At 44.7% G+C, this 25,258-nt stretch carries 34 protein-coding genes and 2 pseudogenes; 32 read left to right on the top strand and 4 right to left on the bottom strand.

Features of this window, described 5'->3' with window-relative positions; all coding sequences use genetic code 11:
- Nucleotide 1: 1 nt before the first annotated feature.
- From B0X70_RS17320 to B0X70_RS17180, 29 genes and pseudogenes are all read left to right on the top strand, one after another.
- Complete coding sequence (locus B0X70_RS17320; protein ID WP_040153018.1) at nt 2-619, top strand: transglycosylase SLT domain-containing protein; 618 nt, start codon at nt 2-4, stop codon at nt 617-619.
- Nucleotides 609-1,232, top strand: coding sequence for a hypothetical protein (locus B0X70_RS17315; RefSeq protein WP_217469932.1), 624 nt, complete (start codon nt 609-611; stop codon nt 1,230-1,232). The genes B0X70_RS17320 and B0X70_RS17315 overlap by 11 nt, the downstream gene beginning before the upstream one ends.
- Nucleotides 1,229-1,561 carry a hypothetical protein gene (locus tag B0X70_RS17310; RefSeq protein ID WP_040153014.1) on the top strand — a complete coding sequence of 111 codons (333 nt, stop codon included), beginning with the start codon at nt 1,229-1,231 and terminating at the stop codon, nt 1,559-1,561. Before B0X70_RS17315 ends, B0X70_RS17310 begins: the two co-directional genes overlap by 4 nt.
- Nucleotides 1,554-1,865, top strand: a complete 312-nt coding sequence (locus B0X70_RS17305; protein ID WP_040153013.1) for a hypothetical protein — start codon at nt 1,554-1,556, stop codon at nt 1,863-1,865. Before B0X70_RS17310 ends, B0X70_RS17305 begins: the two co-directional genes overlap by 8 nt.
- A pseudogene (locus B0X70_RS17300) lies at nt 1,865-2,410 on the top strand (DUF3486 family protein). The gene B0X70_RS17305 and the pseudogene B0X70_RS17300 overlap by 1 nt, the downstream one beginning before the upstream one ends.
- The gene (locus tag B0X70_RS17295; protein WP_217469931.1) at nt 2,407-3,930 is read left to right on the top strand and encodes a hypothetical protein; all 1,524 of its coding nucleotides are present in this window, start codon (nt 2,407-2,409) and stop codon (nt 3,928-3,930) included. The pseudogene B0X70_RS17300 and the gene B0X70_RS17295 overlap by 4 nt, the downstream one beginning before the upstream one ends.
- Nucleotides 3,930-5,423: a DUF935 domain-containing protein gene (locus tag B0X70_RS17290; protein ID WP_040153005.1), complete on the top strand. Its 1,494-nt coding sequence runs from the start codon at nt 3,930-3,932 to the stop codon at nt 5,421-5,423. Before B0X70_RS17295 ends, B0X70_RS17290 begins: the two co-directional genes overlap by 1 nt.
- Nucleotides 5,404-6,234, top strand: coding sequence for a phage head morphogenesis protein (locus B0X70_RS17285; protein WP_217469930.1), 831 nt, complete (start codon nt 5,404-5,406; stop codon nt 6,232-6,234). Before B0X70_RS17290 ends, B0X70_RS17285 begins: the two co-directional genes overlap by 20 nt.
- Nucleotides 6,227-6,676, top strand: coding sequence for a phage virion morphogenesis protein (locus B0X70_RS17280; RefSeq protein WP_065389182.1), 450 nt, complete (start codon nt 6,227-6,229; stop codon nt 6,674-6,676). Before B0X70_RS17285 ends, B0X70_RS17280 begins: the two co-directional genes overlap by 8 nt.
- Before the next feature lie 204 nt (nt 6,677-6,880).
- A pseudogene (locus tag B0X70_RS17275) lies at nt 6,881-7,974 on the top strand (peptidase).
- Nucleotides 7,975-8,005: 31 nt separating this feature from the next.
- On the top strand, nt 8,006-8,941 hold the full coding sequence (locus B0X70_RS17270; RefSeq protein WP_040152997.1) for a hypothetical protein: 936 nt from the start codon (nt 8,006-8,008) through the stop codon (nt 8,939-8,941).
- A 13-nt stretch (nt 8,942-8,954) separates the two neighbouring features.
- Entirely contained in the window at nt 8,955-9,305 is a 351-nt protein-coding gene (locus B0X70_RS17265; protein WP_217469929.1) for a DUF2190 family protein, read from the top strand.
- A 1-nt stretch (nt 9,306) separates the two neighbouring features.
- Nucleotides 9,307-9,744 (top strand): gp436 family protein, encoded by a 438-nt coding sequence (locus tag B0X70_RS17260; protein WP_040152993.1) that lies wholly within the window; start codon nt 9,307-9,309, stop codon nt 9,742-9,744.
- Nucleotides 9,744-10,211, top strand: coding sequence for a Gp37 family protein (locus B0X70_RS17255; protein ID WP_217469928.1), 468 nt, complete (start codon nt 9,744-9,746; stop codon nt 10,209-10,211). Before B0X70_RS17260 ends, B0X70_RS17255 begins: the two co-directional genes overlap by 1 nt.
- Entirely contained in the window at nt 10,208-10,417 is a 210-nt protein-coding gene (locus tag B0X70_RS17250) for a hypothetical protein (protein ID WP_040152989.1), read from the top strand. Before B0X70_RS17255 ends, B0X70_RS17250 begins: the two co-directional genes overlap by 4 nt.
- Nucleotides 10,407-11,834 (top strand): phage tail sheath subtilisin-like domain-containing protein, encoded by a 1,428-nt coding sequence (locus tag B0X70_RS17245; RefSeq protein WP_217469927.1) that lies wholly within the window; start codon nt 10,407-10,409, stop codon nt 11,832-11,834. Before B0X70_RS17250 ends, B0X70_RS17245 begins: the two co-directional genes overlap by 11 nt.
- Nucleotides 11,834-12,358 (top strand): phage major tail tube protein, encoded by a 525-nt coding sequence (locus B0X70_RS17240; protein WP_011147613.1) that lies wholly within the window; start codon nt 11,834-11,836, stop codon nt 12,356-12,358. Before B0X70_RS17245 ends, B0X70_RS17240 begins: the two co-directional genes overlap by 1 nt.
- A 257-nt stretch (nt 12,359-12,615) precedes the next feature.
- A complete protein-coding gene (locus B0X70_RS17235; protein ID WP_011147612.1) occupies nt 12,616-12,942 on the top strand; it encodes a phage tail assembly protein in 327 nt (108 codons plus the stop codon).
- A complete protein-coding gene (locus B0X70_RS25815) occupies nt 12,902-13,021 on the top strand; it encodes a GpE family phage tail protein (protein WP_112896749.1) in 120 nt (39 codons plus the stop codon). The genes B0X70_RS17235 and B0X70_RS25815 overlap by 41 nt, the downstream gene beginning before the upstream one ends.
- Nucleotides 13,022-13,110: 89 nt before the next feature.
- Nucleotides 13,111-15,663 carry a phage tail tape measure protein gene (locus B0X70_RS17225; protein ID WP_217469926.1) on the top strand — a complete coding sequence of 851 codons (2,553 nt, stop codon included), beginning with the start codon at nt 13,111-13,113 and terminating at the stop codon, nt 15,661-15,663.
- Nucleotides 15,663-16,547 carry a phage tail protein gene (locus B0X70_RS17220; protein WP_040152980.1) on the top strand — a complete coding sequence of 295 codons (885 nt, stop codon included), beginning with the start codon at nt 15,663-15,665 and terminating at the stop codon, nt 16,545-16,547. The genes B0X70_RS17225 and B0X70_RS17220 overlap by 1 nt, the downstream gene beginning before the upstream one ends.
- Nucleotides 16,548-16,549: 2 nt before the next feature.
- Nucleotides 16,550-16,762, top strand: a complete 213-nt coding sequence (locus B0X70_RS17215; RefSeq protein WP_088776127.1) for a tail protein X — start codon at nt 16,550-16,552, stop codon at nt 16,760-16,762.
- Nucleotides 16,750-17,928, top strand: coding sequence for a phage late control D family protein (locus B0X70_RS17210; RefSeq protein WP_217469925.1), 1,179 nt, complete (start codon nt 16,750-16,752; stop codon nt 17,926-17,928). The genes B0X70_RS17215 and B0X70_RS17210 overlap by 13 nt, the downstream gene beginning before the upstream one ends.
- On the top strand, nt 17,925-18,530 hold the full coding sequence (locus tag B0X70_RS17205) for a phage baseplate assembly protein V (protein WP_217469924.1): 606 nt from the start codon (nt 17,925-17,927) through the stop codon (nt 18,528-18,530). The genes B0X70_RS17210 and B0X70_RS17205 overlap by 4 nt, the downstream gene beginning before the upstream one ends.
- A gap of 46 nt (nt 18,531-18,576) precedes the next feature.
- Nucleotides 18,577-18,930 (top strand): GPW/gp25 family protein, encoded by a 354-nt coding sequence (locus B0X70_RS17200; protein WP_023043985.1) that lies wholly within the window; start codon nt 18,577-18,579, stop codon nt 18,928-18,930.
- The gene (locus B0X70_RS17195; protein WP_217469923.1) at nt 18,921-20,024 is read left to right on the top strand and encodes a baseplate assembly protein; all 1,104 of its coding nucleotides are present in this window, start codon (nt 18,921-18,923) and stop codon (nt 20,022-20,024) included. The genes B0X70_RS17200 and B0X70_RS17195 overlap by 10 nt, the downstream gene beginning before the upstream one ends.
- Nucleotides 20,017-20,592: a phage tail protein I gene (locus tag B0X70_RS17190; RefSeq protein ID WP_394341416.1), complete on the top strand. Its 576-nt coding sequence runs from the start codon at nt 20,017-20,019 to the stop codon at nt 20,590-20,592. Before B0X70_RS17195 ends, B0X70_RS17190 begins: the two co-directional genes overlap by 8 nt.
- Nucleotide 20,593: 1 nt before the next feature.
- Nucleotides 20,594-21,571 carry a gp53-like domain-containing protein gene (locus tag B0X70_RS25335; protein ID WP_246593330.1) on the top strand — a complete coding sequence of 326 codons (978 nt, stop codon included), beginning with the start codon at nt 20,594-20,596 and terminating at the stop codon, nt 21,569-21,571.
- Nucleotides 21,572-22,024: a tail fiber assembly protein gene (locus B0X70_RS17180; protein WP_217469922.1), complete on the top strand. Its 453-nt coding sequence runs from the start codon at nt 21,572-21,574 to the stop codon at nt 22,022-22,024.
- 68 nt (nt 22,025-22,092) lie between these two features.
- On the opposite strand, the gene B0X70_RS17175 is transcribed toward B0X70_RS17180, so the two are convergent.
- On the bottom strand, nt 22,093-22,428 hold the full coding sequence (locus B0X70_RS17175; protein WP_217469921.1) for a hypothetical protein: 336 nt from the start codon (nt 22,426-22,428) through the stop codon (nt 22,093-22,095).
- Between the two features lie 176 nt (nt 22,429-22,604).
- Between B0X70_RS17175 and B0X70_RS17170 the strand changes: the two genes are divergently transcribed.
- Complete coding sequence (locus tag B0X70_RS17170; protein WP_217471807.1) at nt 22,605-22,928, top strand: hypothetical protein; 324 nt, start codon at nt 22,605-22,607, stop codon at nt 22,926-22,928.
- A gap of 232 nt (nt 22,929-23,160) precedes the next feature.
- Nucleotides 23,161-23,589 carry an IS200/IS605 family transposase gene (gene tnpA / locus B0X70_RS17165; protein ID WP_217469920.1) on the top strand — a complete coding sequence of 143 codons (429 nt, stop codon included), beginning with the start codon at nt 23,161-23,163 and terminating at the stop codon, nt 23,587-23,589.
- A gap of 8 nt (nt 23,590-23,597) precedes the next feature.
- Here tnpA and B0X70_RS17160 read toward each other — a convergent pair whose 3' ends face one another.
- Nucleotides 23,598-23,933: an XRE family transcriptional regulator gene (locus B0X70_RS17160; protein WP_246593329.1), complete on the bottom strand. Its 336-nt coding sequence runs from the start codon at nt 23,931-23,933 to the stop codon at nt 23,598-23,600.
- Entirely contained in the window at nt 23,930-24,289 is a 360-nt protein-coding gene (locus B0X70_RS17155; protein ID WP_040152962.1) for a type II toxin-antitoxin system RelE/ParE family toxin, read from the bottom strand. Before B0X70_RS17155 ends, B0X70_RS17160 begins: the two co-directional genes overlap by 4 nt.
- Before the next feature lie 116 nt (nt 24,290-24,405).
- On the opposite strand from B0X70_RS17155, the gene B0X70_RS17150 reads away from it, so the two are divergent.
- On the top strand, nt 24,406-24,729 hold the full coding sequence (locus tag B0X70_RS17150; protein ID WP_036843602.1) for a hypothetical protein: 324 nt from the start codon (nt 24,406-24,408) through the stop codon (nt 24,727-24,729).
- Nucleotides 24,730-24,797: 68 nt separating this feature from the next.
- Here B0X70_RS17150 and B0X70_RS17145 read toward each other — a convergent pair whose 3' ends face one another.
- Nucleotides 24,798-25,136 (bottom strand): helix-turn-helix domain-containing protein, encoded by a 339-nt coding sequence (locus B0X70_RS17145; RefSeq protein ID WP_040152958.1) that lies wholly within the window; start codon nt 25,134-25,136, stop codon nt 24,798-24,800.
- Nucleotides 25,137-25,258 lie beyond the last annotated feature (122 nt).

The raw sequence follows: 25,258 nt of genomic DNA, 5'->3' as shown, positions 1-25,258 counted from the left end.
TATGAATTGGCGGCAGATTATCGGAATTGTTCTGTTGTGGTGTAGCGGTATGGTCAGCCCAGCATTGGCTGACGAACTGCCACACCGTTCGCGGCAATACCGCAATGACCTGATACGTGCTTCTCGTGTGATCTGGGGATTGAATGCGCCTGTAGCTGATTTTGCCGCTCAGTTGCATCAGGAGAGTGACTGGAAATCACGAGCTATTTCGCCTATTGGTGCTCAGGGTATGGCCCAGTTTATGCCCGCAACAGTGGATTGGATTAGTCAACGCATTCCTGAATTATCCAATAAAGATCCCTTCAACCCAGTCTGGTCTATACGGGCAATGGTTCACTATGACCATTGGCTATGGCAACGCATTAAAGCTGCCGATAAGTGCCAAAGAATGGCGATGGTGCTGTCTTCCTATAATGGAGGCTTAGGCTGGTTACTACGGGATAAGAAGAAAACCGAGGCAGTTGGTCTCAATCCGTGGGTCTGGTTCGGTCATGTTGAATCTCAGAATGCTGGGCGTAGAGCGTCAGCATGGAAAGAAAATCGACATTATTCCAAACGCATATTACTGGAACTCGCGCCTCGTTATTTGGCTTGGGGAGGTACCAGCTGTGCCAATTAAATTATGGGCTAAACCTGTTGTATTGATTTTGTCGCTAATTGGCATGTTCGCTTTGGCCTACTGGAGAGGCCATACCATAGGCTTTCAGAAAGCAACGGAGACAGGAAACACCGCATTAGCACAGCAGAAAACTGAATTTCTTCAGCTGGAAAAGCAACGGACAGAGCGGGAACTGTCAGCACTCAATGCCTTGCAGCAACGTTACCAAATGCAGGTCAACTCAGCGCATCAGGCAGAATCCAATTATCTCAACGATATTGAACAACTCCGCACTCAAAACCAACAACTGAAGAGGAAAATTGGCCATGTTACCCAGAGTTGGATGGATGAAAAACAACAGTTTCATCCTGTTAATTGTGTGTTTACTCGTGGCTTCATGCAGCAATACAACGCTGCCCTCGGCCTGTCCAGTGAACAAACTCGCTCTGCCTCCGTTACCTCCGGCGCTGATGAAACGTTCCGTGGAAATGAAAGCTCTGATGCCCAACTACAGCCATCCGGTATCACGCAACGAGATATCCTCGCCAATATCATTGACAACGGAGAACAGTGTCTTGCATTGAAAGCGCAGGTCAATGGCCTGCTGGATTACATCGAAGGACTACAACAATGACACTACAGATTGAATTTTGGGCTGCCGTAGGTTTTCTGCTCTCTTTCCTCGGTTTCGTTTTTGGTATCGCAAAGTGGTTATTCAGCAAAGCCGAAGAGCGACAGGAGGAAAGACATACCTCATTAGAACAGGCGCTTAAGAATTCCGTAGACAATTGGTCTCAACTCGAACGTGAGTTTATGCAGTTTAAGGCTGACTTGCCGCTGAATTACGTGCGCCGTGAAGATTACATTCGTGGTCAGACAGTAATTGAAGCCAAGCTGGATGCTCTTTACAGCAAATTAGAGGTGGTGCAGCAGCACCGAATTGCCGGAGGTAAAAATGATTGATGTTGCTCGTGTTCGTCGTGAATCATTGCGCTGGAGTCTGTTGGTCGCACTGAATAAAACCCGCCCATATACCGCCAGTGAAACTCTGTTATTGGATATATCTCGCGCGATTTATCCTGACGTCACTGCATTGGAATTACGGAAGGAGTTGGATTATCTGGCAGACCGTAAATTAATTGACCTCAATAAACAGCCATCGGGTAGTTGGTTTGCTGACTTAACTCGTATTGGTGTTGATGTTGTTGAATATACGATCGAATGCGGCCTTGGTATTGCTCGTCCTGAAAAGTACTGGAGTGAATAATGGCGCGTCGAAGCACAATCGATAAACTCCCAGAAGACGTTCGGCGTTGGTTGGAACGGGCGTTGACTGAATCAGGGTTTAGTGGATACCAGGAACTTGAAACCTTGCTACGTGATCAAGGTTATGTAATCAGTAAGTCCGCTATTCACCGCTATGGACAAAAAATATAAAAGCGATACGGTGCAATACGGGCGGCAACAGAAGCAGCACGGATGCTCACAGAAGGTGCAGTGGATGATCAAGATGCACGTTCTGAGGCAGTGATTGCTTTAATTCAGACTGAACTTTTTGAAAGTATTATTCAACTTCAGGAAGCTGAAGACGGAGAAATTGCGCCAAAAGAGCGTGTCACACTGCTTTCAACGGTGGCAAAAAATGTAGCTACACTCTCTCGCGCTAGCGTGAATCTGAAAAAATTCCAATCTGAAGTCCGGGCACGGACTGAAGCTGCCGCAAGTAATGCAGAGAAAATTGCACGCAAAGGTGGATTATCTGCCGAAGCAGTTGCTGCATTACGTCGGGAAATATTGGGAATTGCTACATGAGTCAGCTTGCACCTGTTCTACCAGATACTTCCTCAATAGCAGCACCTGTTGTCTTATTGCCATACCAGCAACGATGGGTGGCCGACTCGTCTCCTCTTAAAGTCAATGAGAAGAGTCGTCGAACGGGAATTACTTGGGCTGAAGCGTCAGATAATGTACTCATCGCCGCATCTTCTGCCGCTGCGGGTGGTATGAATGTGTATTACATCGCCTATAACCAAGATATGACCATTGAATATATTCAAGCCTGTGCAATGTGGGCTCGTGCTTTCAACTATGCGGCCAGTGAAATTGAAGAAGGGTTCTGGGAAGAAGACGAAGATGATAAGCACATCAAAACTTTCACTATCAAATTTCCAGATTCTGGATTCCGTGTAGTGGCGCTTTCTAGCCGTCCGTCTAATTTGCGTGGCCGTCAGGGGATCATTGTCATTGATGAAGCTGCTTTCCACGAACAGCTCGATGAATTACTGAAAGCGGCGCTAGCCATGCTTATCTGGGGCGGTAAAGTGCGAGTGATCTCCACCCATAACGGGGATAGCAACTTGTTTAATGAGTTGCTGAACGATATTCGGGCAGGACACAGAGACGGCGTTATCCACCGTATTACCTTTAAGGAAGCTGTGGTTGAAGGACTATTCCACCGTGTCTGCTTACGTACCGGACGTGAATGGTCACAAGAGGCTGAACAACAGTGGATGATGTCGGTGTACAAGTTCTACGGAGCTGGAGCATCAGAAGAATTGGACTGTATTCCTGCTAATGGTGGTGGAGCATGGTTGTCCCGCGCTCTGATTGAATCTCGGATGTCTCCCGATACGCCACTGCTGCGACTGACTTGTCCGAAAGGATATGAGCTTAAATCCGATGAAATACGCCGCACAGATACCGAAGAGTGGCTAAAAGCCAACCTGAAACCGTTGCTAGATGCATTGCCTTCTGATGCTCGTTCGTTTCTGGGACGCGATTTTGGCCGCAGTGGAGATTTGTCCGTGGATTATCCATTGCTGCAACAAAGAAATCTGGTACGTAGAGTGCCGTTCGTGCTGGAGCTGCGCAACGTGCCATTTAAACAACAGGAACAAATCACTTGGTATCTAATGGATGGACTTCCTAATCTGCTGGGTGCAGCCTTTGATGCCCGTGGTAACGGTGCTTATCTGGCCGAATATGCCATGCAAAAATATGGCGCCAGCCGTGTGCAGCAAGTCATGCCCACAGAAGGTTGGTACCGTGACAATATGCCCCCGGTGAAGGCTGCGCTGGAAGACGGCAATCTGGAGGCACTGCCAAAGGATGAAGACACTTTGGATGACCTGAGAGCAGTACAGGTCATTAACGGTGTTCCCCGTGTACCTGATCAGCGCTCAAAAGCAAAAGCGGACGGCGGCAAGCGCCACGGTGATGCAGCGATAGCCCTTGCCCTAGCATACTTCGCCAGCCGTGAAATTAACAAAGGTCCGGTGAAGGCAAGTTCCCGCCGACGCCGTCAGTCTGCACGTATGCTGGAGGGATACTAATGGCACGTGGTATCTGGGTTTCACCAACAGAATTTATTAACTTTTCCGAATCAAAGCAGTTGTTCACTGAGCAAATTGCATCACGTAGCCGTTCCATTGACTTCTACGGTCTGGGGACATATCTACCTAACCCTGATCCTATTCTCAAAGCCCAAGGGCGAGATATTCGTATCTATCGTGAATTACGTACTGATCCTTTAGTTGGTGGATGTATTCGCCGCCGCAAGGCCGGAGTGAAAGCACTGGAGCGTGGTGTAGAACGCAGCAATGCCCCTGTGCAAGTCTTTAACTTTATCCGCGACATGCTCGCGGACTTGGATATGTCACGTATCATTGGCGAAATGCATGACGCTGTTCTATACGGCTATCAGCCTTGTGAATTGATGTGGAACCAGAATCAATCATGGTCAGTGACGGATATTGTTAGCAAACCGCCTGACTGGTTCCACTATGACCGTGATAACCAACTGCGTTTTCGTGCCCGTGATGCAGGCGTTGAAGGAGAACTGGTTCCTCTCTATAAATTTGTAACACCACGTCAAGATGCTACTTATGACAACCCTTATGGATTTCCAGATTTATCCATGTGTTTCTGGCCCGTCACCTTTAAGAAAGGCGGCATGAAGTTTTGGGTGCGCTTTGCTGAGAAGTATGGTTCACCGTGGGTGATTGGAAAGCATCCACGAGGTACGCCACAAAGTGAAATTGATCTGTTATTGGATTCGATGGAAGCGATGATTGATGATGCAGTTGCCGCCATTCCTGATGATTCCTCCGTTGAGATTAAAGAAGCAGCAGGTAAATCAGACAGCAGTGATATTTACCAGAATTTAATTACCGTTGCTCGCAGTGAGATCTCCATTGCGTTACTGGGACAAAACCAAACGACCGAAGCAAACAGCAATAAAGCCTCTGCACAAGCGGGATTGGAGGTAACGGATGATATTCGTGATGCTGATGTTGACGTTATCACCAGCGCCATTAATCAGGCTATACGCTGGGTCGTAGAACTGAACTTCGGTAACGTTGAATGTCCAGTCTATCGTCTTTGGGAACAGCAATCGGTTGATGAAACACAGGCTAATCGTGACGTTAAGTTGAGTCAGGCTGGTGTCAGATTTACTCCGCAATACTGGAAACGCGAATATCAATTGCAGGATGGGGATATTGATGAAACGACCTTGTCAACCACACCTATTCCATCACTCCCACTGGCGTTCTCTGAAGCTGTTCACGCAGATTTAGCAGCACAAGACACCTTAGATGAAGCACTGGATATTTTGATGAATGAAGGATCATTGAATGAATCATTGGAATCTCTGCTGCTCCCTTTGTTCCATCGTATTCAAAACGGTGTTAATCCCAGCGATCTAATAGGAGAGTTAGCCGAGCTTTATCCACAAATGGACGCAGAGGGTTTGCAAGAGCGGCTAGCACGGGTTTTGTTTGTGTCTAACATCTGGGGGCGCTTGCATGAACATAACCACGCCTGAACTGGCGTATTGCATGACATTACCTCCCAAGCGAGCCATTGGTTATCTGCAATCTAAGGGTTACAAGATAACGTGGGATTGGGAAGAACTTTGGCAAGAGACTCATGCCCGTGCATTCACGGTGGCGAAAGTCACGCGTCTGGATATTCTGGAAGATATTCGCCAGGCGCTACAGCAGGCACTGGATGAAGGCAAGACTGATCGTTGGTTTCGTCAGAAGCTGGAGCCAACATTAAGACGTAAGGGGTGGTGGGGAACGAAAGAAACCGATGACCCCGTTACAGGGGAACGTGTCACTGTTCAGCAAGGTAGCCCGTGGCGCCTTGAGACTATCTTTCGTACCAACATGTCGGTGCTGTACAGTGCGGGCCGTTGGGCCGAACAAATGGAAAATATTGATGACCGACCGTACTGGATGTATACAGGGATCAACGATAACCATACACGCAAGAGCCATCTCGCATTGCATGGTTTGGTATTTCGCTCTGACGACCCATTTTGGCAAGCCTTCTACCCTCCTAATGGCTGGCGTTGCCGTTGCAGTGTAATTGCCCTCAGTCATGATGATGTTCGTGCCAGAGGGATAAAAGTTATGCATTCAGGTAAAGCAATGGGCTGGGAGTTGAAATTGGTTTCACAAAAAACAGGTGAGATGCAGCCCGTTGTTACATTCAACACCGGCATAACAAAAGTGGCGACTGATGTAGGTTGGTCATATTCGCCGGGGGCAGCATATCGTCCCGATTTGGCCAGGTATCAGGGGGAGCTATCTGGACTGGCCCGCCGCGAACTGAGAGGACAGAATGAGTAATATCACTGTCACTATTAATGATGGAGACCTAAGACGTGGACTGCGGGCATTAGAATTGGCTACTAATGATCTGACACTTGCCATGCGTAAAATTGCTGGAACATTGTCAGCAGAAACCGCTTTTAACTTTGAAGCTGAAGGACGCCCTGCATGGATACCCTCTGTGGCTGCAAAGGAACGTGGTGGTCAGACACTGCAAAAAACTGCTCGTTTGATGCGTTCAGTCAGTACCCGATATGATTCCCACACGGCAGTTGTCGGTACAAACTTAGTTTACGGGCGTATTCATCAATTGGGAGGTAAAGCTGGCCGCAATCAATCTTTATTGCTACCAGCCCGGCCTTATCTGCCCGTAACAGAACAAGGCGAATTATCACCAGAAGCAGTAAGAGCCGTATTAAGTACCATTCAACGACATCTTGAATCAGCGGCGCATCGTTAAACTGTGCTTCCCTATGCGGGTGATTTATCATTCTCATCCGCAAAAAACTTTATAAAGCGTTTACAGACTCAAATTTTCGGTATCTAATTGCATGCAGTTCTCCACTTTTCTATTTCCTTCCCCAATCCTTTTCTAAAGCAGATTAAAAGTCGTTTTTTCTGATTGTAGTGAAACTGTCTCTATTAACGTAATAGAGGCAGTAAAATGAAGTCACTTCACATTTTCAAATCCGGTACACATACCGATATGAATGGCAAACAATTGCCGTTCAGCCCCGCAGATTTGCAAGCTTGTGCAAAGGCTTATGACTCATCGTTGCATGAAGCACCGATTGTGATTGGGCATCCAAAAGACAATTTACCTGCCTATGGTTGGGTTAAATCGCTGACGTCTTCTGGTGATGACTTGATTGCAGAGCCTCAACAGGTTGATGTTCAGTTCGCCGAACTGGTCGATGCAGGCCGCTATAAAAAAATTTCTGCTTCTTTCTATTTACCTGATTCCCCAAACAACCCTAAACCCGGCGTGCTCTATTTGCGTCATGTCGGCTTTTTGGGGCGAAGCCGCCCGCCATTAAAGGATTGAAACAGGTTGAATTTAGTGAACAAGAATATGGTGTCGTCGAGTTCTCTGATTGGAGTGATATCACCAACGCCTCACTTTGGGGGCGTTTGCGAGAATTTTTGATTAGTAAATTCGGTATGGACGAAGCAGACAAAGCGCTTCCTTCTTGGCAGGTGGATTCATTACGTGAAGAAGCTTATAGCACGACTCAGCCTGCTCCTGCCTTTCATGAACCCAATAACACACATCAACATGAGGAAAACATCGTGACAAATGAAGAAAAAAAGGCGCTCAAAGATGAAAACACTCGCCTGAAAGAACAGCTTGTTGCCCGTGATGTTGCCGACGCAAAGCGCAAACAAACTGAGCAACATGCTGGAAACATGGCATTTGCCGAAAAGCTGATCGCAGACGGCAGATTGGCACCTGCTGCTCAATCTGTCGTGGTCGCCTTGCTGGACGCTATAACCCAAGGAGATTCCCCTGTCGAGTTTGCTGAAGGTTATGTGAAAAAACCATTGGCTACTGCGTTTAAAGATCTGCTGAGTTCTACCCAGCCTATTATTGATTTTGGTGAACATGCAACAAAAGACCGGGTTGACCAAAACACATCATCAGATATTGCTGAGTTTTCTGATGCAGATCCTGAACGTCTGGCGTTGCATCAAAAAGCCATCGCTCTGGCGAAGAAAGAAGGTATCAGTTACGACGTAGCCGTTACCCGCTGCCTGTAACACTGTGACCGTAACTATTGAGGAGAGATAAGTGTCTGATTATTTGAAAGGCAAACGTATTGTTGACCCTGTGCTAACCAGCGTGGCGCGTGGCTATAAAAATGCGGTGTTTATTGGTGAACATATTTTTCCCATTGTCGAAATGGAGAAAGAAGGTGCTAGTGTGCCGACATTTGGCAAAAGTGCTTTTGTGGAATATGACACCACGCGTGCCGTTGGTGCCAACAGTAACGTTTTGATCCGTGAGAAAGGCTCTTCGTTAGATATCGTGCTCAACGAACATGATCTAGCTGCACCTGTTGATTATCGTGAGAAATCGGAATCTTTATTTAATGAAGAAGCAAAGGCAATCCGTCGTTCCACCAATGGCGTGAATCTCAAGCGTGAACTGTATGCCGCTCGATTGGCACAAGACCCTGAAGTTTATCTTAATGACTCGGTGAAGAATCTGACAGCTAATGAACGTTGGGCTGGTGGCAAAGGTAATCCAATCAAAGTCATTGAAGCTGGAATTGATGCTGTTCGTACTACCATTGGTGTACGTCCAAACCTCATGACAATGGGGGCTAGCGTGATGTCACTGTTAAAATTTCATCCTGAAATTCAGGCAGCTATTGGAGCCAACGAACGTAAACGTATCACAATAGAAATACTCAAAGACCTTTTCCAAATCCAAAACGTTGTCGTTGGTGAACCTGTTTCTACCCCAAGTATTAAAGAAAATCCCGTTGATATCTGGGCTGATAATTTGATGTTGCATTACGTATCACCTCCGCAGGCAGGAGCAGAAAGCGCTGATGAATATGAACCCTCCTTTGGCTATACATTTCGCCGCAAAGGGATGCCTGTAGCGGATAAATATGAAGGTGTGGGCGGTAAGGTCAATTACTGTCGTTATACCGATATTTATAAAGTTGCGGTTGTTGGCGGTGATGCCGGCTATCTGATTACCAATATTGTGAAGTAAGGGAGACATCACCATGGCAGTAACACAACAATCCGTATTGACGACAACAATTATCGCCAGTGCAAACATCATCCAGCATCGTTTAGTTAGTACTGATAATGCACCGTGTCAGGCTGGAGCCGTTGCACTTGGTATAGCAGAGGTGGATGCGAAGGCTGGTGATGTCGTTCCAGTTAATGTCTTGGGCATTATTGCTGTTGAAGCTGGTGGGCCAATAACCCGTGGGCAAGTCGTACAGTCGGATAAGGATGCCTGTGCAGTACCACTGAGTTCGGCTGAAAATGCTGCCGGCACATCTGTCGGGTTTGCGCTGGATGATGCCATAGCGGCAGGTAATATCATTCGCATCTTACGTGGCATATGACATGTATTGCTCATTGAAAGACTTGCAAGAGCAGATACCAACGCAATCATTGATATGGCTGTCCAACGAAGAGCCTAATGCCCAGACAATCAATGAGACTGTGGTTAACAATGTCATTCGCTATGCCGATGAACTTATCGATGCCCATTTACGTGGACGTTATATCCTGCCTCTGGCGGAAGTTCCCACGGTATTACGTGATGCCGCCATTACGTTAACACGCTATCGGCTGTATGCCCGCCGTCCAGAGGGTTCTATTCCTGAAGCCGTGATAGATGATTACAAAATTGTTTTGCGCCAACTGGCTGACATCCGAGATGCCAAACTGACACTGGGCCTGCTTTCCACAGGAAAAGATACCCCTGAACCGGGGGAGTTTCGTGTTCGGGCGCGTCGTCCCACCTTTGGGGGGAGTAAAGGAATGTTGGAGAAATACTGATGGATGTTTCGCCGATCATTGATGCCATTGTCATGAGGCTAAGAGAAAAACTACCTGGCTTACAGGTGGAGTATTTCCCTGAAAGACCAACTGAATTCAGGCTGAACCATCCGGTAGGAGCCATTTTAATCAGCTATCCCGGTTCTCGCTTCGACAAGCCTGAAGATGTTGGGGCGGTATTGCAGACACAAACTGTCATGCTCAATGCCACCATAGTTTTTCGTCAGCTTAATGGACGTCACGGTGCCGTTGCCACATTAGATGATGTATGCCGGGTTCTCGGCGGATTCCAACCACCGAACTGCCAACGAAAATGTTGGCTGGTACGGGATACATTTCTCGGTGAGATAGCTGGTTTGTGGCAATACACGCTGGATTTTGCGCCTGAAAGTGTATTTATCGAAGACTGTGAGTTACCGAATGGTTCGCCGTTAGCCCAAATCAATTATGAGGGAACTGAACAATGAAATACCTCTATACAGGCCCAGCAAGCGGCGTCACTTTAGCTGATGGCACTGAAGTCTTGCTCTGGTCAGGAAAAACTGTTGATTTACCGCAGCAGCATGATTATGTGAAGACATTGATAGCGCTGCGATATCTTCATCCACTGTCAGAACAGCAAAAAAATATTCTGAAGAAAGAAAAGCCTGAGGAGGTCACTGATGGCCGCTAATTATTTGCATGGCGTCGAAACTATCGAAGTCGAAAAAAGCTCACGTCCTGTCAAGACAGTGAAATCCGCCGTGATCGGCTTAATTGGTACTGCACCGATAGGGCCAGTAAATGCAGTGACACTTTGTCTGTCAGAAAAAGATGCCGCTCAATTTGGTACTCAAATGAATGGTTTTACCATCCCACAAGCACTGGATGCTATTTATGATCATGGGGCGGGAACTGTGCTGGTTATTAACGTTCTTGATCCTGAGGTGCATAAAGCTAATGTTGCCAGTGAAAGCATTAGCTTTGATAAAACCACAGAAACAGCGAAACTGGCTAATCCCGTGGTCAGTAATGTCTTACTAAAAGCCACCTCTGGTAGTGCCCCTTATGTAGAAGGGCAAGACTATTCTCTGGATGCTCAAACAGGCAGCCTCAAGAATATCGGTAAAAACATTGCTGCCGGCGCAACCGTGATTGCCAGCTATGACTTTGCCGACCCTACATTAGTGACGCCTGCTGACATTATTGGCAGCATCAATGCAGCGGGTAATCGTACAGGTATGAAGTTGCTGAATGATACTTATAACCTGTATGGGTTCTTTGCCAAGATTTTGCTGGCTCCTGTCTACTGTACCCAGCTAAGTGTGACAACAGAACTGATTGCCCTTGCAACTAAATTGGGTGCTATGACTTATATTGATGCCCCGATAGGCACCACTTTTGTTCAGGCTATCAGTGGCCGCGGCCCGTCTGGCACAATCAATTTTAATACCAGTTCTGATCGTGTCCGGCTGTGTTACCCACACGTCAAAGTCTATGATGCGGAAAGCAATAGCGAGCGCTTGGAACCCTTGTCATCTCGTGCAGCAGGGCTGCGTGCCAAGATTGATGCAGACAAAGGTTTTTGGTGGTCATCCTCCAATCAAGAAATTATAGGGATCACAGGTATTGAGCGCCAGCTATCCGCCATAATTGACGATCCACAAAGTGAAGTGAACCAGCTCAATGAACAAGGGATTACTACAGTGTTCAATAATTATGGCTCTGGTTTGCGCTTATGGGGCAACCGTACCGCCGCATGGCCAACTGTGACACACATGCGTAACTTCGAGAACGTGCGCAGAACGGGCGACGTGATTAATGAATCCCTGCGTTACTTCAGTCAGCAATATATCGATATGCCGATCACGCCAGCGCTGATAGATGCCCTGACAGAATCTGTGAATGCCTATGGTCGTAAATTGATTGCTGATGGCGCTTTGTTGGGATTCAAATGCTGGTTTGATCCGACCCATAACGAAGAAACGGAGCTGGCATCAGGTCATCTGTTACTCAGTTATAAGTACACACCTCCACCACCACTGGAACGGCTGACATTTGAGACCGAAATTACCTCTGAATATTTGCTGAATTTAAAGGGAAATAATTAATGGCCGGAAAAATAGAGATTAACCGCATCACCAACGCCAATATTTATATTGACGGCAATAACCTGTTGGGACGTGCTGAAGAAGTGAAACTGCCAGACGTTTCCATGACCATGCAGGAGCATAAGGCGCTGGGGATGGTCGGCAAAGTAGAGCTACCGGCAGGCTTCGATAAGCTGGAAGGCGAGATCAAGTGGAACAGTTTCTACCGTGACGCTATGTTATCCGCAGCCAATCCCTATAAATCTCTGGCATTACAGTGCCGTTCCAGCGTCCAGAAATTCAGTTCACAGGGGCGCATTGATGAAGTGCCATTGGTGACATATCTGACCATTTTATTTAAGAAGAATCCGCTGGGCACATTTAAACAACATGAAAATGCTGATTTTTCCAGTAGCTTTACCAGTACCTATATTAAGCAAGTATTGGATGGGGAGGAACTGTTAGAACTGGATTATCTGGCCAATATCTTCCGTGTTGGCGGCATTGATCAACTGACCGATTATCGCATCAATATTGGAGGTTAAACTAAATAATGACTGCACTCGCTCCAAAGCCAGAAAGCTTGCCGACTTGATTGATAAGTGGATTCCTCCGGAAGGTTGGTTTTCCGATATCGGTGCAGCGAAAGGGAAAGAATATCTGATAGACTTTTTCCGTAACTGTAGAGGCTTTCGCACTCACTAATGACAGGGGCATCAGCCCCTTTCTTCTTTAATCCCCTTTAATATTTCCGTTTCCATACATGGATGATACTGAATGAAACTTACAGAGGAGTATCATCATGTCAACCACGACTTACCATCTTCAATTTCCCTATACCACGGCTGCTGGCGTTCGCATTGAAGAGCTTCAGTTATCACGTTTGAAAGTTAAAGATATCAAGGCTGCCCGGCGAGCCAGCGAAAATCCTACTGACTGGGATGATATTTTGATAGCACGTTCGACAGGATTGTTACCAGAAGATATCGAACAGATGGATGTCGCTGATTATCTGGCATTACAGAAACGATTTCAGCAAGTTATCGGATTGGATCAGGGAAATAAAAACAGTGTGGCAAGCATCGGCGATGTTGGCACGATGGTTCCGGTTCCAGCCGAGCGAGATTGATAATCTGGCGCTGGATGAATTTGAATGTTGGTTGAATGAGGCTAACACTCAAATCAAACGAGAGAATGAAGACGGTTAATTAATACAGACAAATATTGCCATTAATAGTGTCTGGAATACTGGAAGTGAATTTTTCATTTTATTTCCCATTTAATGAGAGCTTAATTCGTGTCAACAGAATTTTCCATTGGTGTCATTATTGGTGGAGCCATTAGTAGTGCGTTCAGTTCTGCCATGTCTGGTACACGCCGTACTCTAGGAACACTGGGAGAAACGACTCGCCAACTGGAGAACCGACAGCAGGCACTGAACCGTGCTGTTGAACGTTACGGTCAACTTGGTTCCCGTAGTGCCCAGCGTTTGAATGCGGATCTACAACGCATCAGTCGAACACTGGAACAGTTGAACCGCCAGCAACAGCGCTTACAGTCTGCGGCTAGTATGAGTGATGCAGCCAAAACGAATCGTATGGCGCTATATGCACGGGGAGCCGAAACCTATGCATTAACTCGCACGATATCCTCTCCCGTTGTTCAGTCCGTAACAAAGTATGCCTCTTTTGAATCAGGATTAAGGGATATAGCTGTCACGGGCAATTTGTCTCCGAAAGAAGAGCAAAAAATCGGAATCATCTTGCGCCAGAACGCCAAGCAAACAAACCAATTACAAGAAACTCTGCTGGAAGGTATTGGTACATTGGTTGCCGCCGGAAAATCTCCCATGAAATCGACCGATATGAGTAGATTATTGGGCCACGTCGCCACGGCATCCAAAGCTAATATTAATGACTTAGCCAAAATGGCTCTGTCCTTTGAGTCCCTGAAAATTGAAGGCGATCAAGCGCTCAAGGAAGCCTTTAACCGAGCCGTTTTCGGTGCTAAATCGGGTCGTTTTGAATTAAAAGATCTCGCCCAATACTTTCCAGAAATGGCGCAGCAATTTGCTGGTAAGGGAATATATGGTCAGGAGGCAGTTTCACAGATTATAGCCAGCTTGGAAGTTGGCCGTGAAGGCGCAGGAACGGAAGGTGAAGCAGCTACCAATATGAGGAACTGGCTAGCTTCAATGGGACGTGGTGATATTGCCAAAAGATACGCTGAAGCTGACGTCGATTATCAAACCTCAATGAGCAGATATGTTTCTTCGGGGTACTCACAATATGAAGCTTCAATCATGATCGCAGACCGCTTTATCAAGAGTAAAGGCGCTGATCTCATGAAAGAGTGGAAAAAAGCGGGAGCCAGAGGTGATGAAGATGCACAGCGTATGCTCATGGAATCCTTCGGGCTATCCTCTATTTTCACCGACGTACAGACAGTCAACCATCTCTTGGCCATGCGGCAACGTTGGGGAGATTATCAGCGTATCAAAACAGGCATGGGGACTGATTCGGCACAAAAATCTGTTGATACCGATTTTGATAAACAGAACGATACCTTAGAAGCACAGTGGCGGCGTACTCAAATTGAGTTTAATGATTCGGCTATTAGCATTGGTCAGTCGCTGCGTCCAGCATTAATACAGTTAGCCGAAACCTTTATTCCATTGATGGACAAGACCGGAAAATGGCTGGCCGCTAATCCTGAACTCATCAGCAATGTTGTCACGTTGGTCGGCGGGTTCTTGGCATTCAAAGCAGCTTCAATCGGTGTCAGATTAGGTCTTAATCTTTTGCTTTCCCCTATAACTGATATCTGGAAAGGCGCAATGTTAATGCGCACACGGTGGTTACTGTTTCGAATGGCTATCGGCAGTGGCGGTAGATTTGGTGTCGTTGCAAACATCTTGGGAAAAATAGCCGGAGCAGCTCTCTGGTTGGGTAGAATCCTCGGTAGTGCTCTCTATAAGGGCTTGATGTTAGCTGGCAGAGCTATTTTGTGGATTGGACGCACACTATTAATGAATCCTATCGGATTGATCATCACTAGTATTGCAGTGGCCGCTTATCTTATCTATCGCTATTGGAAGCCCATCAGTAATTTCTTTAAACGGCTTTGGGTCTTAGTAAAATTCGCTTTCCAAATGGGATGGCAGGGAATCAAAAATATTTGGTCTAACGTCAAAGGTTGGTTTACAGCTCGATGGAATGACATTACTAATGCGTTTGATGGCGGAATATTTGAGGTCAGTAAATTAATTTTAAATTGGTCGCCATTGGGATTGTTCTATAAAACATTCGCTGACGTTATGAAATGGTTTGGCATGGATATGCCCGATAATTTTACTGACTTTGGTAAAAATATCGTTAATGGGTTGGTTAATGGTATTTCTAATATGCTGACCACGGCTAAGGACACCATTAAAAACTTTGGTGGCAAAGTTTCTAGCTGGTTTAAAGAAGCATTAGGTATTCAATCTCCCAGTCGGGTATTTATGGGATTTGGCGATAATATTGTGCAAGGTACGGTTGTTGGTATTGATCGTACTACGCCGTTGGCTGCTCGTGCCTCTCAGCGTCTGACTGAGGGAATGACCCCTGATGCCCCACAAATCTCACCTCCTGAGATGATGTCGGGCAATCCAATTAAACGAACAGGTTATAAAGATGCCAGCAACAGCAATAATGGTTTTTCTATCTCTTTCGCCCCGCAAATATACATTGGTGATAAACAACAAACGGCTATACCCGATATTAGTCAAGCCTTAAACCTGAGTATGCGTGAATTAGAAAAACTGCTGGAGCGTATTGTTATTCAGAGAGAACGCCGGAGGTACGGATAATGTTTGCTGTATTAGGTGATATTGAATTTGAGCTAATCACATATTGGGATGGTTTTGATGTAACGTTTGGTGTTGATTATGCTGAACATGCCCGAATTCAGGGTAAGCCCGGCTTGCAGTTCGTAGGTGAGAAACTGGATGAAATTCAAATTAGCTTGGTCTTTCATCAACATTATTGTGCGCCGGATATTGAATTGAATCGGCTGCGTGAAGCAATGCGGAAACATCAAGCACTCGCGCTAATATTCGGAAATGGTGATTACCGTGGCTGGTTTGTTATTACTGATGTGACAGCCTCCAGTGAACAAACGGATTCAGTAGGTAATATATTTGCCCTCAATGCCTCGGTGACATTACGTGAATATATCGGTGATCCTAAAAAACCACTGAAACCGCCTGCCATTAAATCTCATGTCCCGAATACAAAGGCGTTGTCTAATGCAATACCGAAACCATCAGGTATGGCTAAAAAAGTCAGGGATGGAGTGAATTATGCCAAACAAGCACAATCAGCACTGCAAACGACTATCAGTGCGGTACGTATTGCACAGAAGATGAAAGACAACCCGGCCGTAGCGTTAACCCGCGTACCAGGTCTTCTTACCGGACTCAACAATATTGCTGGTCCATTAGGGAAAAGCTATCCGGCTTTTCAATCACTCAGTGACTCATTGCCAGATGCAATTCAATTGACCAGAGCAACGGGGCAAGCAGTAACATTTGTTAACAATGCTCAATCGTCATTAAGCCGTGCAGATAACAGTAATATCTCTGCTGCATTAGATTCTGTATCAGCTCAACTTGAATCGGCAAGTTCAACATTTACATCAATATCACCCGCGCTCAGTAAGATGGCCGCGCAAATTACCACAAGGACACTTTGATCATGTTTCTTGAACACATAACGAAAGAGGGAGATAGATGGGATTTATTGGCTCACCATTATTATGGTGACTCTTTAGGTTATGCTCGCATAATTGCTGCCAATCCGCACGTTGCAGTTACACCTGTATTGCCATCTGGGATCGTATTGTTGATACCTATCATTGACGCTGACAATGTAGTAACTGAAGAGGATACACCACCGTGGCTGAGATAATTTATCCTAAGCAAACACCATCTATAACGGGTGTCTCAGAGATTTTAAGTCCAACATTCACGTTACGATATTTGCAAAAAGATATCACAAATGACATCACTCCTTATGTCACTCGTGTCAGCTATACCGACAACATCAAAAGCGAATCTGATGAAATAGAGGTAGAGTTGGATGATACTGATGGTCGCTGGTTGGATAAATGGTATCCGGGCAAAGGTGATACGTTGACATTGAAGTTGGGCTATTTCGGAGAACGATTACTGAATTGTGGCTCATTCTATATTGATGAAATTGAAGTCAGTATCCCTCCTTCTATTGTATCTGTTCGAGGTGTAGCAACGTCTATCAATACAGCATTGCGTACCAAATCTAACCGTGGATTTGAGAATACAACTCTGGCAGCTATTGCTAACCGCATCGCTAAGAAACATCAGTTAAAGCTGATCGGCAGTATCGAAATCATCAAGATTGACAGGGTGACACAATATTCTGAAACCGATGTGGCGTTCTTGAAACGACTGGCCGGTGAATATGGTTATGCCGTTAAGGTTGTCAGTGAACAGCTAATTTTCTCCCACTTAGCCAGTTTGCGCTGCCAAGAACCCATAAAAAAATTACACCCTCGTGATGTTACCCAATTTTCACTGCGGGACACGATTAATAAAATCTATAAAAAAGCTAAAGTGAAGCACCAAAAGGCTGATGATAAAAAGTTGATTGTCTATGAAGCTGATGGCACGACCAGTGTAAGTAATCAGTCCAATCCAAAAGACAAAAGTAGCGGTAAAGAAACCAGCGCAGATACCTTAAAAGTAAACAGCCGGGCTGCTAACAAAGATAGCGCTGAAATAAAGGCCACGTCAGCACTGGATTCACATAATGAGTACCAGCAGAACGGCTCACTTTCATTGGTGGGTACCCCTCAGTTAACCGCCGGAAATAAAATTGAGTTGGTTGAATTTGGCAAGTTATCTGGGCAATGGTTAATTACCTCAGCTCACCACTCTTTTGATCGCAACAGTGGATATATAACCGAACTTGAAGTTGCTCGTGGCCCTGTTACATCAAGTAAATCTAAGAAAGGTAAAAGGGGTAAGACTCAGAAATTGGTTGTATATAAGCCCGATGGTTCTTCCGACACAATCATCAAGGAGGAATCTAAATGAGCAGCATAACTCGTCAAGTCGGCACAATTAGCGCCGTAGATCCTGCTACTGTTCGTGCCCGCGTGCGATTGCCTGAATGCGATAATATGCGTACTAACTGGCTGAATGTGTTGCAGCGTAATACCCAGAATAACAAGGACTATTGGTTGCCTGATGTTGGAGAACAGGTTGAAGTACTATTGGATGCCAATGGTGAAGATGGTGTTATTTTAGGTGCTATCTATTCCAGTATTGATAAACCGCCACCAACTAACAATAAAGACGTTCGTGGTATGACTTATGCAGATGATGCAGCTTTTTACTATGATCGTACCTCACACACCCTGACTATTAATGGTGGCATTCAGCACATTAAGATCGCGGTGGGAGCCAATGTTGTTATTCATGCACAGCAGGCAACTATTGATGCGCCGGAAACAATCGTAACCGGAAATATGTTAGTGAAAGGTCAATTAACTTACCAAAATGGACTGTCGGGTTCTGGTGGTAATGGTACTACGAACATTCAGGGTAATGTCAGCGTCGATGGCAACATCCATGCAACAGGTAGCATCATGGATGAAGGCGGTAACTCGAATCATCATTCTCATGGGTTTCTTTAAACGTCTTTAATATTAGATATACCTACAGGGGATGATACTGTTCCCCATGAATACGAACTCACACTCTGTTTTTTGGCAACCCGCTCTCCAGAACTCAGGCAAAATTGCCTGTGGGCTGGATGATATCGCCCAAGCAATATTCATTATTCTACGTACACCACGTGGCAGTGATCCACATCGACCAGAATTCGGCAGTAACTTGCACCTTTATATGGATTACCCAATAGACCGCGCTATTCCCCACGTTGTCAGGGAATCTGTTGATGCTATTACACGTTGGGAACCTCGTTGCCAGTTGTTATCGGTGAAACCGAATGTTGAGGCAGAGCACCTGACTCTGCGTGTGAATTGGACAGCAGTTGATGGCATTACACAATCTACGGAGTTGCTATGGCGCTGACAGAACCTGATTTTATCGAGCGTGATGTAGAGAAAATCACAACCGAAATGATCGCAAAGTATGAGGCTGATGTAGGTAAGACTTTGTACCCAGCACAGGCAGAACGCCTGCTGATCAATTTATTTGCATATCGTGAAGCACTGACCCGAATGCAAGTTCAGGAAGCCGCCAAGCAAAATCTGGTCGAGTTTGCCCGTGCGCCCATTTTGGACTACTTAGGGGAATTGGTCGGAGTATATCGGCTACCCGCCCAGCCTGCACATACAACACTGCAATTTAGTGTTGATGAAGCATTAGAGCAAGATGTACTCATTCCAGTTGGAACTCGTGTTAATGCATCGGACAGTATTATTTTTGCTACTAATACAGATGCTGTTCTGAAAGCAGGCACACGTTTCGTTAATGTCACAGCTACTTGTACAGATGCTGGATTATCAGGGAATAGCTGGCAACCAGCACAAATCAGTACATTGTTGGATGAAATCGACGACATTGACCTGCAAGTGATCAACACAATAGTGAGTAGTGGTGGTTCGGCAGAGGAAAGTGACGAGAGGCTACGTGTACGAATCAAGATGGCCCCTGAATCGTTTACTAATGCGGGCAGTCGTCAGGCTTATCGATTTCATGCCATGCGTGCTCACCCCAATATTGTTGATGTTGCAGTCAGGTCTCCCATTCCGGGTGTTGTTGAACTGTTTCCACTATTGGCAACAGGGTTGCCAGATGAAAGCATTTTAACGCTGGTGAAAAGTTTTTGTTCTGATGAAAAAATCCGCCCGCTGACTGACACTGTATATGTAAAACCTCCCGTGAAGGTTGATTATACCATCAAGGCGAAACTAACCTTGTACAGTGGCGTTAATGCACCTGGTATTCAATCAGCAGCAGAACAAGCCATACAAACATGGGTAGCTGAACGAGCAACAACGCTAGGGAAAGATATTGTTCCCAGCCAAATCATCTCAACACTGTCTGTTTCTGGCGTTTATCAAGTCGTACTGGAGTCTCCTACGTTTCAGGTTGTAGGTGAAAATGAATGGGCGAACTGTATCGGTATCACTGTTGTGATCACTGGAGTCGCTGATGGTTAAGTTACATCTACCACCTCCACTAGAAGCTGATATCAGTATGCGTGCATTAGGTCAGTTGGCCTCCCGTTTTGATGATATCGATTTAACCCAATTAATGGTTTATCTCATTGATACTGTCGATAGCAGCGCGCTGCATTGGCTGGCAAATCAATTCTCCCTATTTAGCGATGGCTGGGAGCTTGTCGAATCAGACAATGCTCGCCGCACGTTAATCAAGTCGGCTATAGAATTGCATCGGTATAAAGGCACACCGTGGTCAATTCGTGAAATTATCCGTCGTTTTGGGTTTGGTGAGATTGATTTAATTGAAGGCACTGGTCAAATCAATTATGACGGTCATGCCAGCCATAATGGTAATTATGTTCATGGAGATTCAACATCTTGGGCAGTTTATCGCGTCATACTTCAGCAACCTATCACTAATGATCAAGCCTCGCTACTGCGTGGCACACTGGCAGCGTTTGCGCCTGCACGCTGCCACCTTGCCAGTTTGGAATATCAGTCTGTATCAATTCGTTACAACAATACTGTCAGTTATGACGGTAGTTACAATTATGGGAGCAGTTAAAATGGCTAATTTGCCGGAAACCCCACAGTGGTCAGAGGGAGTGTATCAAATAGAAACCTCAGATCCCGTGTTAGGCGGGCCTGATGGTATTTCCAATCGGCAGGCTAAACAGTTGGTCAACCGCACAAGTTATCTTAAACAAAAACTAGAACAAAATGGAAATGAGTTGAGGGAACATTCTGAGGTGCAAAATCCGCATACTCAGTATGCACCGAAAGCCAGTCCCATTTTCACAGGAACGCCAATCGCCCCCACACCTGCTAAAAACGCTAATAATACTCAGATTGCAACAACAGCATTTGTGCAATCACTGACGGATACGGCGAATCAAAGTGCTATAGCAGCAAATAACAACGCTAATAGCCGAGTACCATCCATTCGTAAAGTGAATGGGAAAGCGTTGTCATCTGATATTTCATTGAATGCCGGGGATGTGGGAAGTTATGCTAAATCTGAGAGCGATAACACTTTCTTGCGTATTTCTAGCGATAAAACTGCAACCGTTGGTAGTTTATTAATTGATAGTAAAACTCCTTTTCCTGAGCTACGTTTCAAATCGAAAGATGGGTATGTGGTAGGAATTAATGGTTCGGAAGGAAAATTGTTACATATTTATTCTAACGATCCGAACAATCAGCGACGTTATAATATATTAATACCTGAGCGAAGCGGTACGCTCGCATTGCAAAACGCAGCTATAAAATCTGAAAATGGCTGGTGGCAATGCGGGGATACGGGAATAATTATTCAATGGGTTAAAGTTGCATCAAGCCAACAGTCATGGGTAAAAATCAATTATCCAATTTCTTTTAAAAATCAGTTTATTGGCTATGTCGCAAGCATGTCGAGTATAAATACATCAACAGGTCATACATTAGTACGTAATGCAACATTATCGACGTTTGAATATCAAGCTGGCACTCCCAACAACAATGAGAATCCAGGCAAAGTTGTTCATATATTATTTTGGGGGGTATAAATGGTTTATTTCTCCAGAAAAGAAGGCGCTTTTTATAGTGACTCTCATGAAGAATGTGTTGAAATAACCGCAGAAAAACACAATGAATTACTTACAGGGCAGTCACACGGTTTGTCAATTGTCAGTAATAAAGAGGGTTATCCAGTGCTTACTGAACGCGCTCCGTCCGTTTATCATAAATACGATGGTGAAAAGTGGATAATATCAGAAAGCGGTGTGATAAAACTTAGGCAGGAACAGCAGCAACAAGCAGAACATAAGAAACAGCAACTTATGTTCACTGTAAGTAAACAGATAGCTCCGTTACAAGATGCTGTAGATTTGGGGATGGCGAGTGATGAGGAAAATTCTCGGTTGACCGCTTTGAAAAAATATAGGGTATTGCTGAACCGTGTTGATGCTAACTTAGCGCCAGATATTTATTGGCCCGAAAAACCCAAAATTATGGAATAAGGGCCCAATGGCCCTATTCTTATTGTAGATCATGGGATTGCAAGTGGAAGCGGTTGGAGTAGTGGGCGTTAAGCTATTTCATAATTAGGGTCGCGTAGTTGAGCCTCTTGATTAGCTTTTTGATATAGGGTAAACAACATCGGTAATAACGAACTGATGGCAACCAGACAGTGACCCAATTGACAAAGACTTTCTGGGGTAAATTCCACCACGTCATTCATGGCAAAAGTAACAAGCGTATCTCCTAGAAAATGCAACCCGTGGCAGATCCCTGCACTGTTTGCTTCGCAGACCTCCTCCAGTTGTTCAATAGCTTGTTCACTCATATTCGTCATTTCCAGTCTGGACATAGCGTTCGCCATGTCGGAGTAAAAGATATCCCAGTGGTTCTCGGTATTAAGCATGGTTCAGTTCCTTCAGTGGTTTGCATGAGACAAATACCAAAGGAAAGCCTGCTAGCAAAGTACAAGCTTCTATTTTCGTGGTAGTTAATATTGAAATCATGTGTAATGGGTGAAGTTCGATTATCAGTCGGTTAGAACGGGCGTTAATAAATATGTAGGGTTTTGAATGCGCGTGTATGTTACTATTAGCGTTAGCCATAGCATTAGTTCCAATAATGTTGTGGTTAGAAGCCCGGTTAGTGGTGAGACACTACCGGGCTCCGTTGTTTTTGAAACCCTTTGAATATACACTGGTATATACAGTAACATTAAATCATGGGGTATATACCTTGTCAATGCCAAATAAAAGATCTCCTCAATTTCCGATGAGATTAACAGAGGAATTTCGTCTCCAGCTTGAAGTGGAAATGAAGAAAGATGGTGATACGTCTTTGGCAACATGGATAAAACGAATTTTGCGTAAAGAACTGCTGGCACGTGGTATTGAACCGAAAGGTTGAATCATTTTGAATACCAAGAGGCACCCATTCTAAGTGCCTCTTATTGTAAATTATCCTAATAACTTTAATATGCGCGTCTTAACCTACCGTAATCTGAACAGGTTTCCCTATACGGGTTAACATATTAACCAATGCGTCAATGGTGAATTTATTCTTCCATATGAAAGGTTAAAACCACCGACTTTAGTCGGTCAGCTTTAGCTGAGATACTGTGTTGCATGGGAGGTGCAACATGGATTACAGATACGGTAGTCACACAGTATTTCAGATTGAATACCATTTTGTGTGGGTAACGAAATACAGGCACAAAGTGCTGATAGGTGAAGTAGCAATACGGGTGCGCGAGTTAGTTCGTCAGACATGTGAAGCATTTGAAATCAGGATATTAAAAGGGGTCGTGAGCAAAGATCATGTTCACATACTGGTGAGTAGTCCCCCGACATTATCTCCCTCAGAAATCATGAGGAGACTGAAGGGAAGGACAGCGAGTAAGTTGTTTGAAGAGTTTTCGCATCTAAAGAAACGCTACTGGGGTCAGCATTTTTGGGGCAGAGGCTATTTTTGTGCGACGGTGTGTCAGTTAACGGAAGAGATGATAAAGGCTTATCTGGAGCATCATTTTGAACCAAACCCGGATGATAACTTCAGGATGGACAATTGACGCATCGTTCAGCCGATGCGTATCCGGACTTTCAGTCCGTTAATCACTAACCCACCGACTTTAGTCGGTGGTTGTTGAGTTACTTTTTTATTCACAACATCAGATACTCCTAGACGAGAAATGTGCAACACTGTTGCTACTTCAGTTTGTTTTATTTTTTTATCTACAATCCATAGGGTAATTTCTCCTATTAACCGTTCTTTGATTTGCAGTGTGTTTTCTATTTCTCGTAAAGAGGTTATATGAAGTTGTTGGGCCTCTTGCTCGGTAAAACCTAATTCAGAAAATATATTATGTCCGGCTGGAGTTGCTCTACGAATTTCAGTGTCAATTTTAGTGGTCATTTGATATTTCTCCGTTGCTGGATAACTGCGTTGTATCGCACTTTAGCGATATCTTTGTCCTGTTTATTCGTTTGTTGAGTTTTCTTCTGAAAACTATGCAATACATAAATAGCTTCATCAAATTTAGCAACATACACAATGCGATAAGTACCTGTACTGTCTCTTAGCCGTATTTCTTTTACGCCAGAACCGATGTCAGAAAAGGGTTTCCAGTCTTCAGGATCTATTCCACGTTGTATTCTGTGAAGCTGATAGCCTGCGTCTTTACGTGTATCTATAGGAAAGGCTAACAAGTCTTCATAAGAAGAACCAATCCAGGCAATTTCTTTCTCTGTACCACTCCTGATTTTCGTCATAGTTTTCCTTCCTTATTTAATTGTATGCAATGCTGAAATCATGTGTAATGGGCGAAGTTCGATTATCACCGATAAGAAAGGACGTTATAAATATATAGCGTTTTGAATGCGTGCGTATGTTACTATTAGCGTTAGCCATAGCATTAGCTCCAATAATGTTGTGGTTAGAAACCCGATTAGTGGTGAGACACTACCAAGCTCCATTGTTTTTGAAACTCTTTGAATATACACTGGTATATACAGTAGCATTAAATCATAGGGTATATACCTTGTCAATACAAAATAAAAGATCTCCTCAATTTCCGATGAGGTTAACAGAGGAATTTCGTCTCCAGCTTGAAGCAGAAATGAAGAAAGATGGTGATACATCTTTAGCAACATGGATAAAACGAATTTTGCGCAAAGAACTGCTGGCACGTGGTATTGAACCGAAAGGTTGAATCATTTTGAAATACCAAGAGGCACCCATTCTAAGTGCCTCCTATTTTAAATTGTTAATATATGTGCCTTAACCCACCGTAATCTGAACAGGTTTCCCTATACGGATTAACATATTAACCAATGCGTCAATGGTGAATTTATTTACTTTTTTATTCACAACATCAGATACTCTTGGACGAGAAATGTGTAACACCTCTGCTACTTCAGCTTGTTTCATTTTTTCATTCACAATCCATAAAGTAATCTCTTCCATTAACCGTTCTTTAATTTGCAGTGTATTTTCTATTTCTTGTAAAGAGGTTGTATGAAGTTGCTGAGCCTCTTGCTCAGTAAAACCTAATTCAGAAAATATATTATGTCCGGCTGGAGTTACCCTACGAATTTCAGTGTCAATTTTAGTGGTCATTTGATATTTCCCCGATGCTGGATAACTGCGTTGTATCGCACTTTAGCGATATACTTGTCCTGTTTATTGTCATCCTTAAACCACCTCCTAGGGAGGTGGTGATTGTCCCTGTGAGGCTCTAG

This window comes from Photorhabdus akhurstii (genome assembly GCF_019090985.1).
GTDB lineage: Bacteria > Pseudomonadota > Gammaproteobacteria > Enterobacterales > Enterobacteriaceae > Photorhabdus > Photorhabdus akhurstii.
This window is presented reverse-complemented; position numbering and strand designations above follow the sequence as displayed.

What these genes read in the sequence shown, in the direction of transcription:
- B0X70_RS17320 (WP_040153018.1), top strand. Translation starts at nt 2, where the DNA reads ATGAATTGGCGGCAGATTATCGGAATTGTTCTGTTGTGGTGTAGCGGT.
- B0X70_RS17310 (WP_040153014.1), top strand. Translation starts at nt 1,229, where the DNA reads ATGACACTACAGATTGAATTTTGGGCTGCCGTAGGTTTTCTGCTCTCT.
- B0X70_RS17305 (WP_040153013.1), top strand. Translation starts at nt 1,554, where the DNA reads ATGATTGATGTTGCTCGTGTTCGTCGTGAATCATTGCGCTGGAGTCTG.
- B0X70_RS17295 (WP_217469931.1), top strand. Translation starts at nt 2,407, where the DNA reads ATGAGTCAGCTTGCACCTGTTCTACCAGATACTTCCTCAATAGCAGCA.
- B0X70_RS17290 (WP_040153005.1), top strand. Translation starts at nt 3,930, where the DNA reads ATGGCACGTGGTATCTGGGTTTCACCAACAGAATTTATTAACTTTTCC.
- B0X70_RS17285 (WP_217469930.1), top strand. Translation starts at nt 5,404, where the DNA reads ATGAACATAACCACGCCTGAACTGGCGTATTGCATGACATTACCTCCC.
- B0X70_RS17280 (WP_065389182.1), top strand. Translation starts at nt 6,227, where the DNA reads ATGAGTAATATCACTGTCACTATTAATGATGGAGACCTAAGACGTGGA.
- B0X70_RS17265 (WP_217469929.1), top strand. Translation starts at nt 8,955, where the DNA reads ATGGCAGTAACACAACAATCCGTATTGACGACAACAATTATCGCCAGT.
- B0X70_RS17260 (WP_040152993.1), top strand. Translation starts at nt 9,307, where the DNA reads ATGTATTGCTCATTGAAAGACTTGCAAGAGCAGATACCAACGCAATCA.
- B0X70_RS17255 (WP_217469928.1), top strand. Translation starts at nt 9,744, where the DNA reads ATGGATGTTTCGCCGATCATTGATGCCATTGTCATGAGGCTAAGAGAA.
- B0X70_RS17250 (WP_040152989.1), top strand. Translation starts at nt 10,208, where the DNA reads ATGAAATACCTCTATACAGGCCCAGCAAGCGGCGTCACTTTAGCTGAT.
- B0X70_RS17245 (WP_217469927.1), top strand. Translation starts at nt 10,407, where the DNA reads ATGGCCGCTAATTATTTGCATGGCGTCGAAACTATCGAAGTCGAAAAA.
- B0X70_RS17240 (WP_011147613.1), top strand. Translation starts at nt 11,834, where the DNA reads ATGGCCGGAAAAATAGAGATTAACCGCATCACCAACGCCAATATTTAT.
- B0X70_RS17235 (WP_011147612.1), top strand. Translation starts at nt 12,616, where the DNA reads ATGTCAACCACGACTTACCATCTTCAATTTCCCTATACCACGGCTGCT.
- B0X70_RS25815 (WP_112896749.1), top strand. Translation starts at nt 12,902, where the DNA reads ATGTTGGCACGATGGTTCCGGTTCCAGCCGAGCGAGATTGATAATCTG.
- B0X70_RS17220 (WP_040152980.1), top strand. Translation starts at nt 15,663, where the DNA reads ATGTTTGCTGTATTAGGTGATATTGAATTTGAGCTAATCACATATTGG.
- B0X70_RS17215 (WP_088776127.1), top strand. Translation starts at nt 16,550, where the DNA reads ATGTTTCTTGAACACATAACGAAAGAGGGAGATAGATGGGATTTATTG.
- B0X70_RS17205 (WP_217469924.1), top strand. Translation starts at nt 17,925, where the DNA reads ATGAGCAGCATAACTCGTCAAGTCGGCACAATTAGCGCCGTAGATCCT.
- B0X70_RS17200 (WP_023043985.1), top strand. Translation starts at nt 18,577, where the DNA reads ATGAATACGAACTCACACTCTGTTTTTTGGCAACCCGCTCTCCAGAAC.
- B0X70_RS17195 (WP_217469923.1), top strand. Translation starts at nt 18,921, where the DNA reads ATGGCGCTGACAGAACCTGATTTTATCGAGCGTGATGTAGAGAAAATC.
- B0X70_RS17190 (WP_394341416.1), top strand. Translation starts at nt 20,017, where the DNA reads ATGGTTAAGTTACATCTACCACCTCCACTAGAAGCTGATATCAGTATG.
- B0X70_RS25335 (WP_246593330.1), top strand. Translation starts at nt 20,594, where the DNA reads ATGGCTAATTTGCCGGAAACCCCACAGTGGTCAGAGGGAGTGTATCAA.
- B0X70_RS17180 (WP_217469922.1), top strand. Translation starts at nt 21,572, where the DNA reads ATGGTTTATTTCTCCAGAAAAGAAGGCGCTTTTTATAGTGACTCTCAT.
- B0X70_RS17175 (WP_217469921.1), bottom strand. Translation starts at nt 22,428, where the DNA reads ATGCTTAATACCGAGAACCACTGGGATATCTTTTACTCCGACATGGCG.
- B0X70_RS17170 (WP_217471807.1), top strand. Translation starts at nt 22,605, where the DNA reads ATGTTACTATTAGCGTTAGCCATAGCATTAGTTCCAATAATGTTGTGG.
- tnpA (WP_217469920.1), top strand. Translation starts at nt 23,161, where the DNA reads ATGGATTACAGATACGGTAGTCACACAGTATTTCAGATTGAATACCAT.
- B0X70_RS17160 (WP_246593329.1), bottom strand. Translation starts at nt 23,933, where the DNA reads ATGACCACTAAAATTGACACTGAAATTCGTAGAGCAACTCCAGCCGGA.
- B0X70_RS17155 (WP_040152962.1), bottom strand. Translation starts at nt 24,289, where the DNA reads ATGACGAAAATCAGGAGTGGTACAGAGAAAGAAATTGCCTGGATTGGT.
- B0X70_RS17150 (WP_036843602.1), top strand. Translation starts at nt 24,406, where the DNA reads ATGTTACTATTAGCGTTAGCCATAGCATTAGCTCCAATAATGTTGTGG.
- B0X70_RS17145 (WP_040152958.1), bottom strand. Translation starts at nt 25,136, where the DNA reads ATGACCACTAAAATTGACACTGAAATTCGTAGGGTAACTCCAGCCGGA.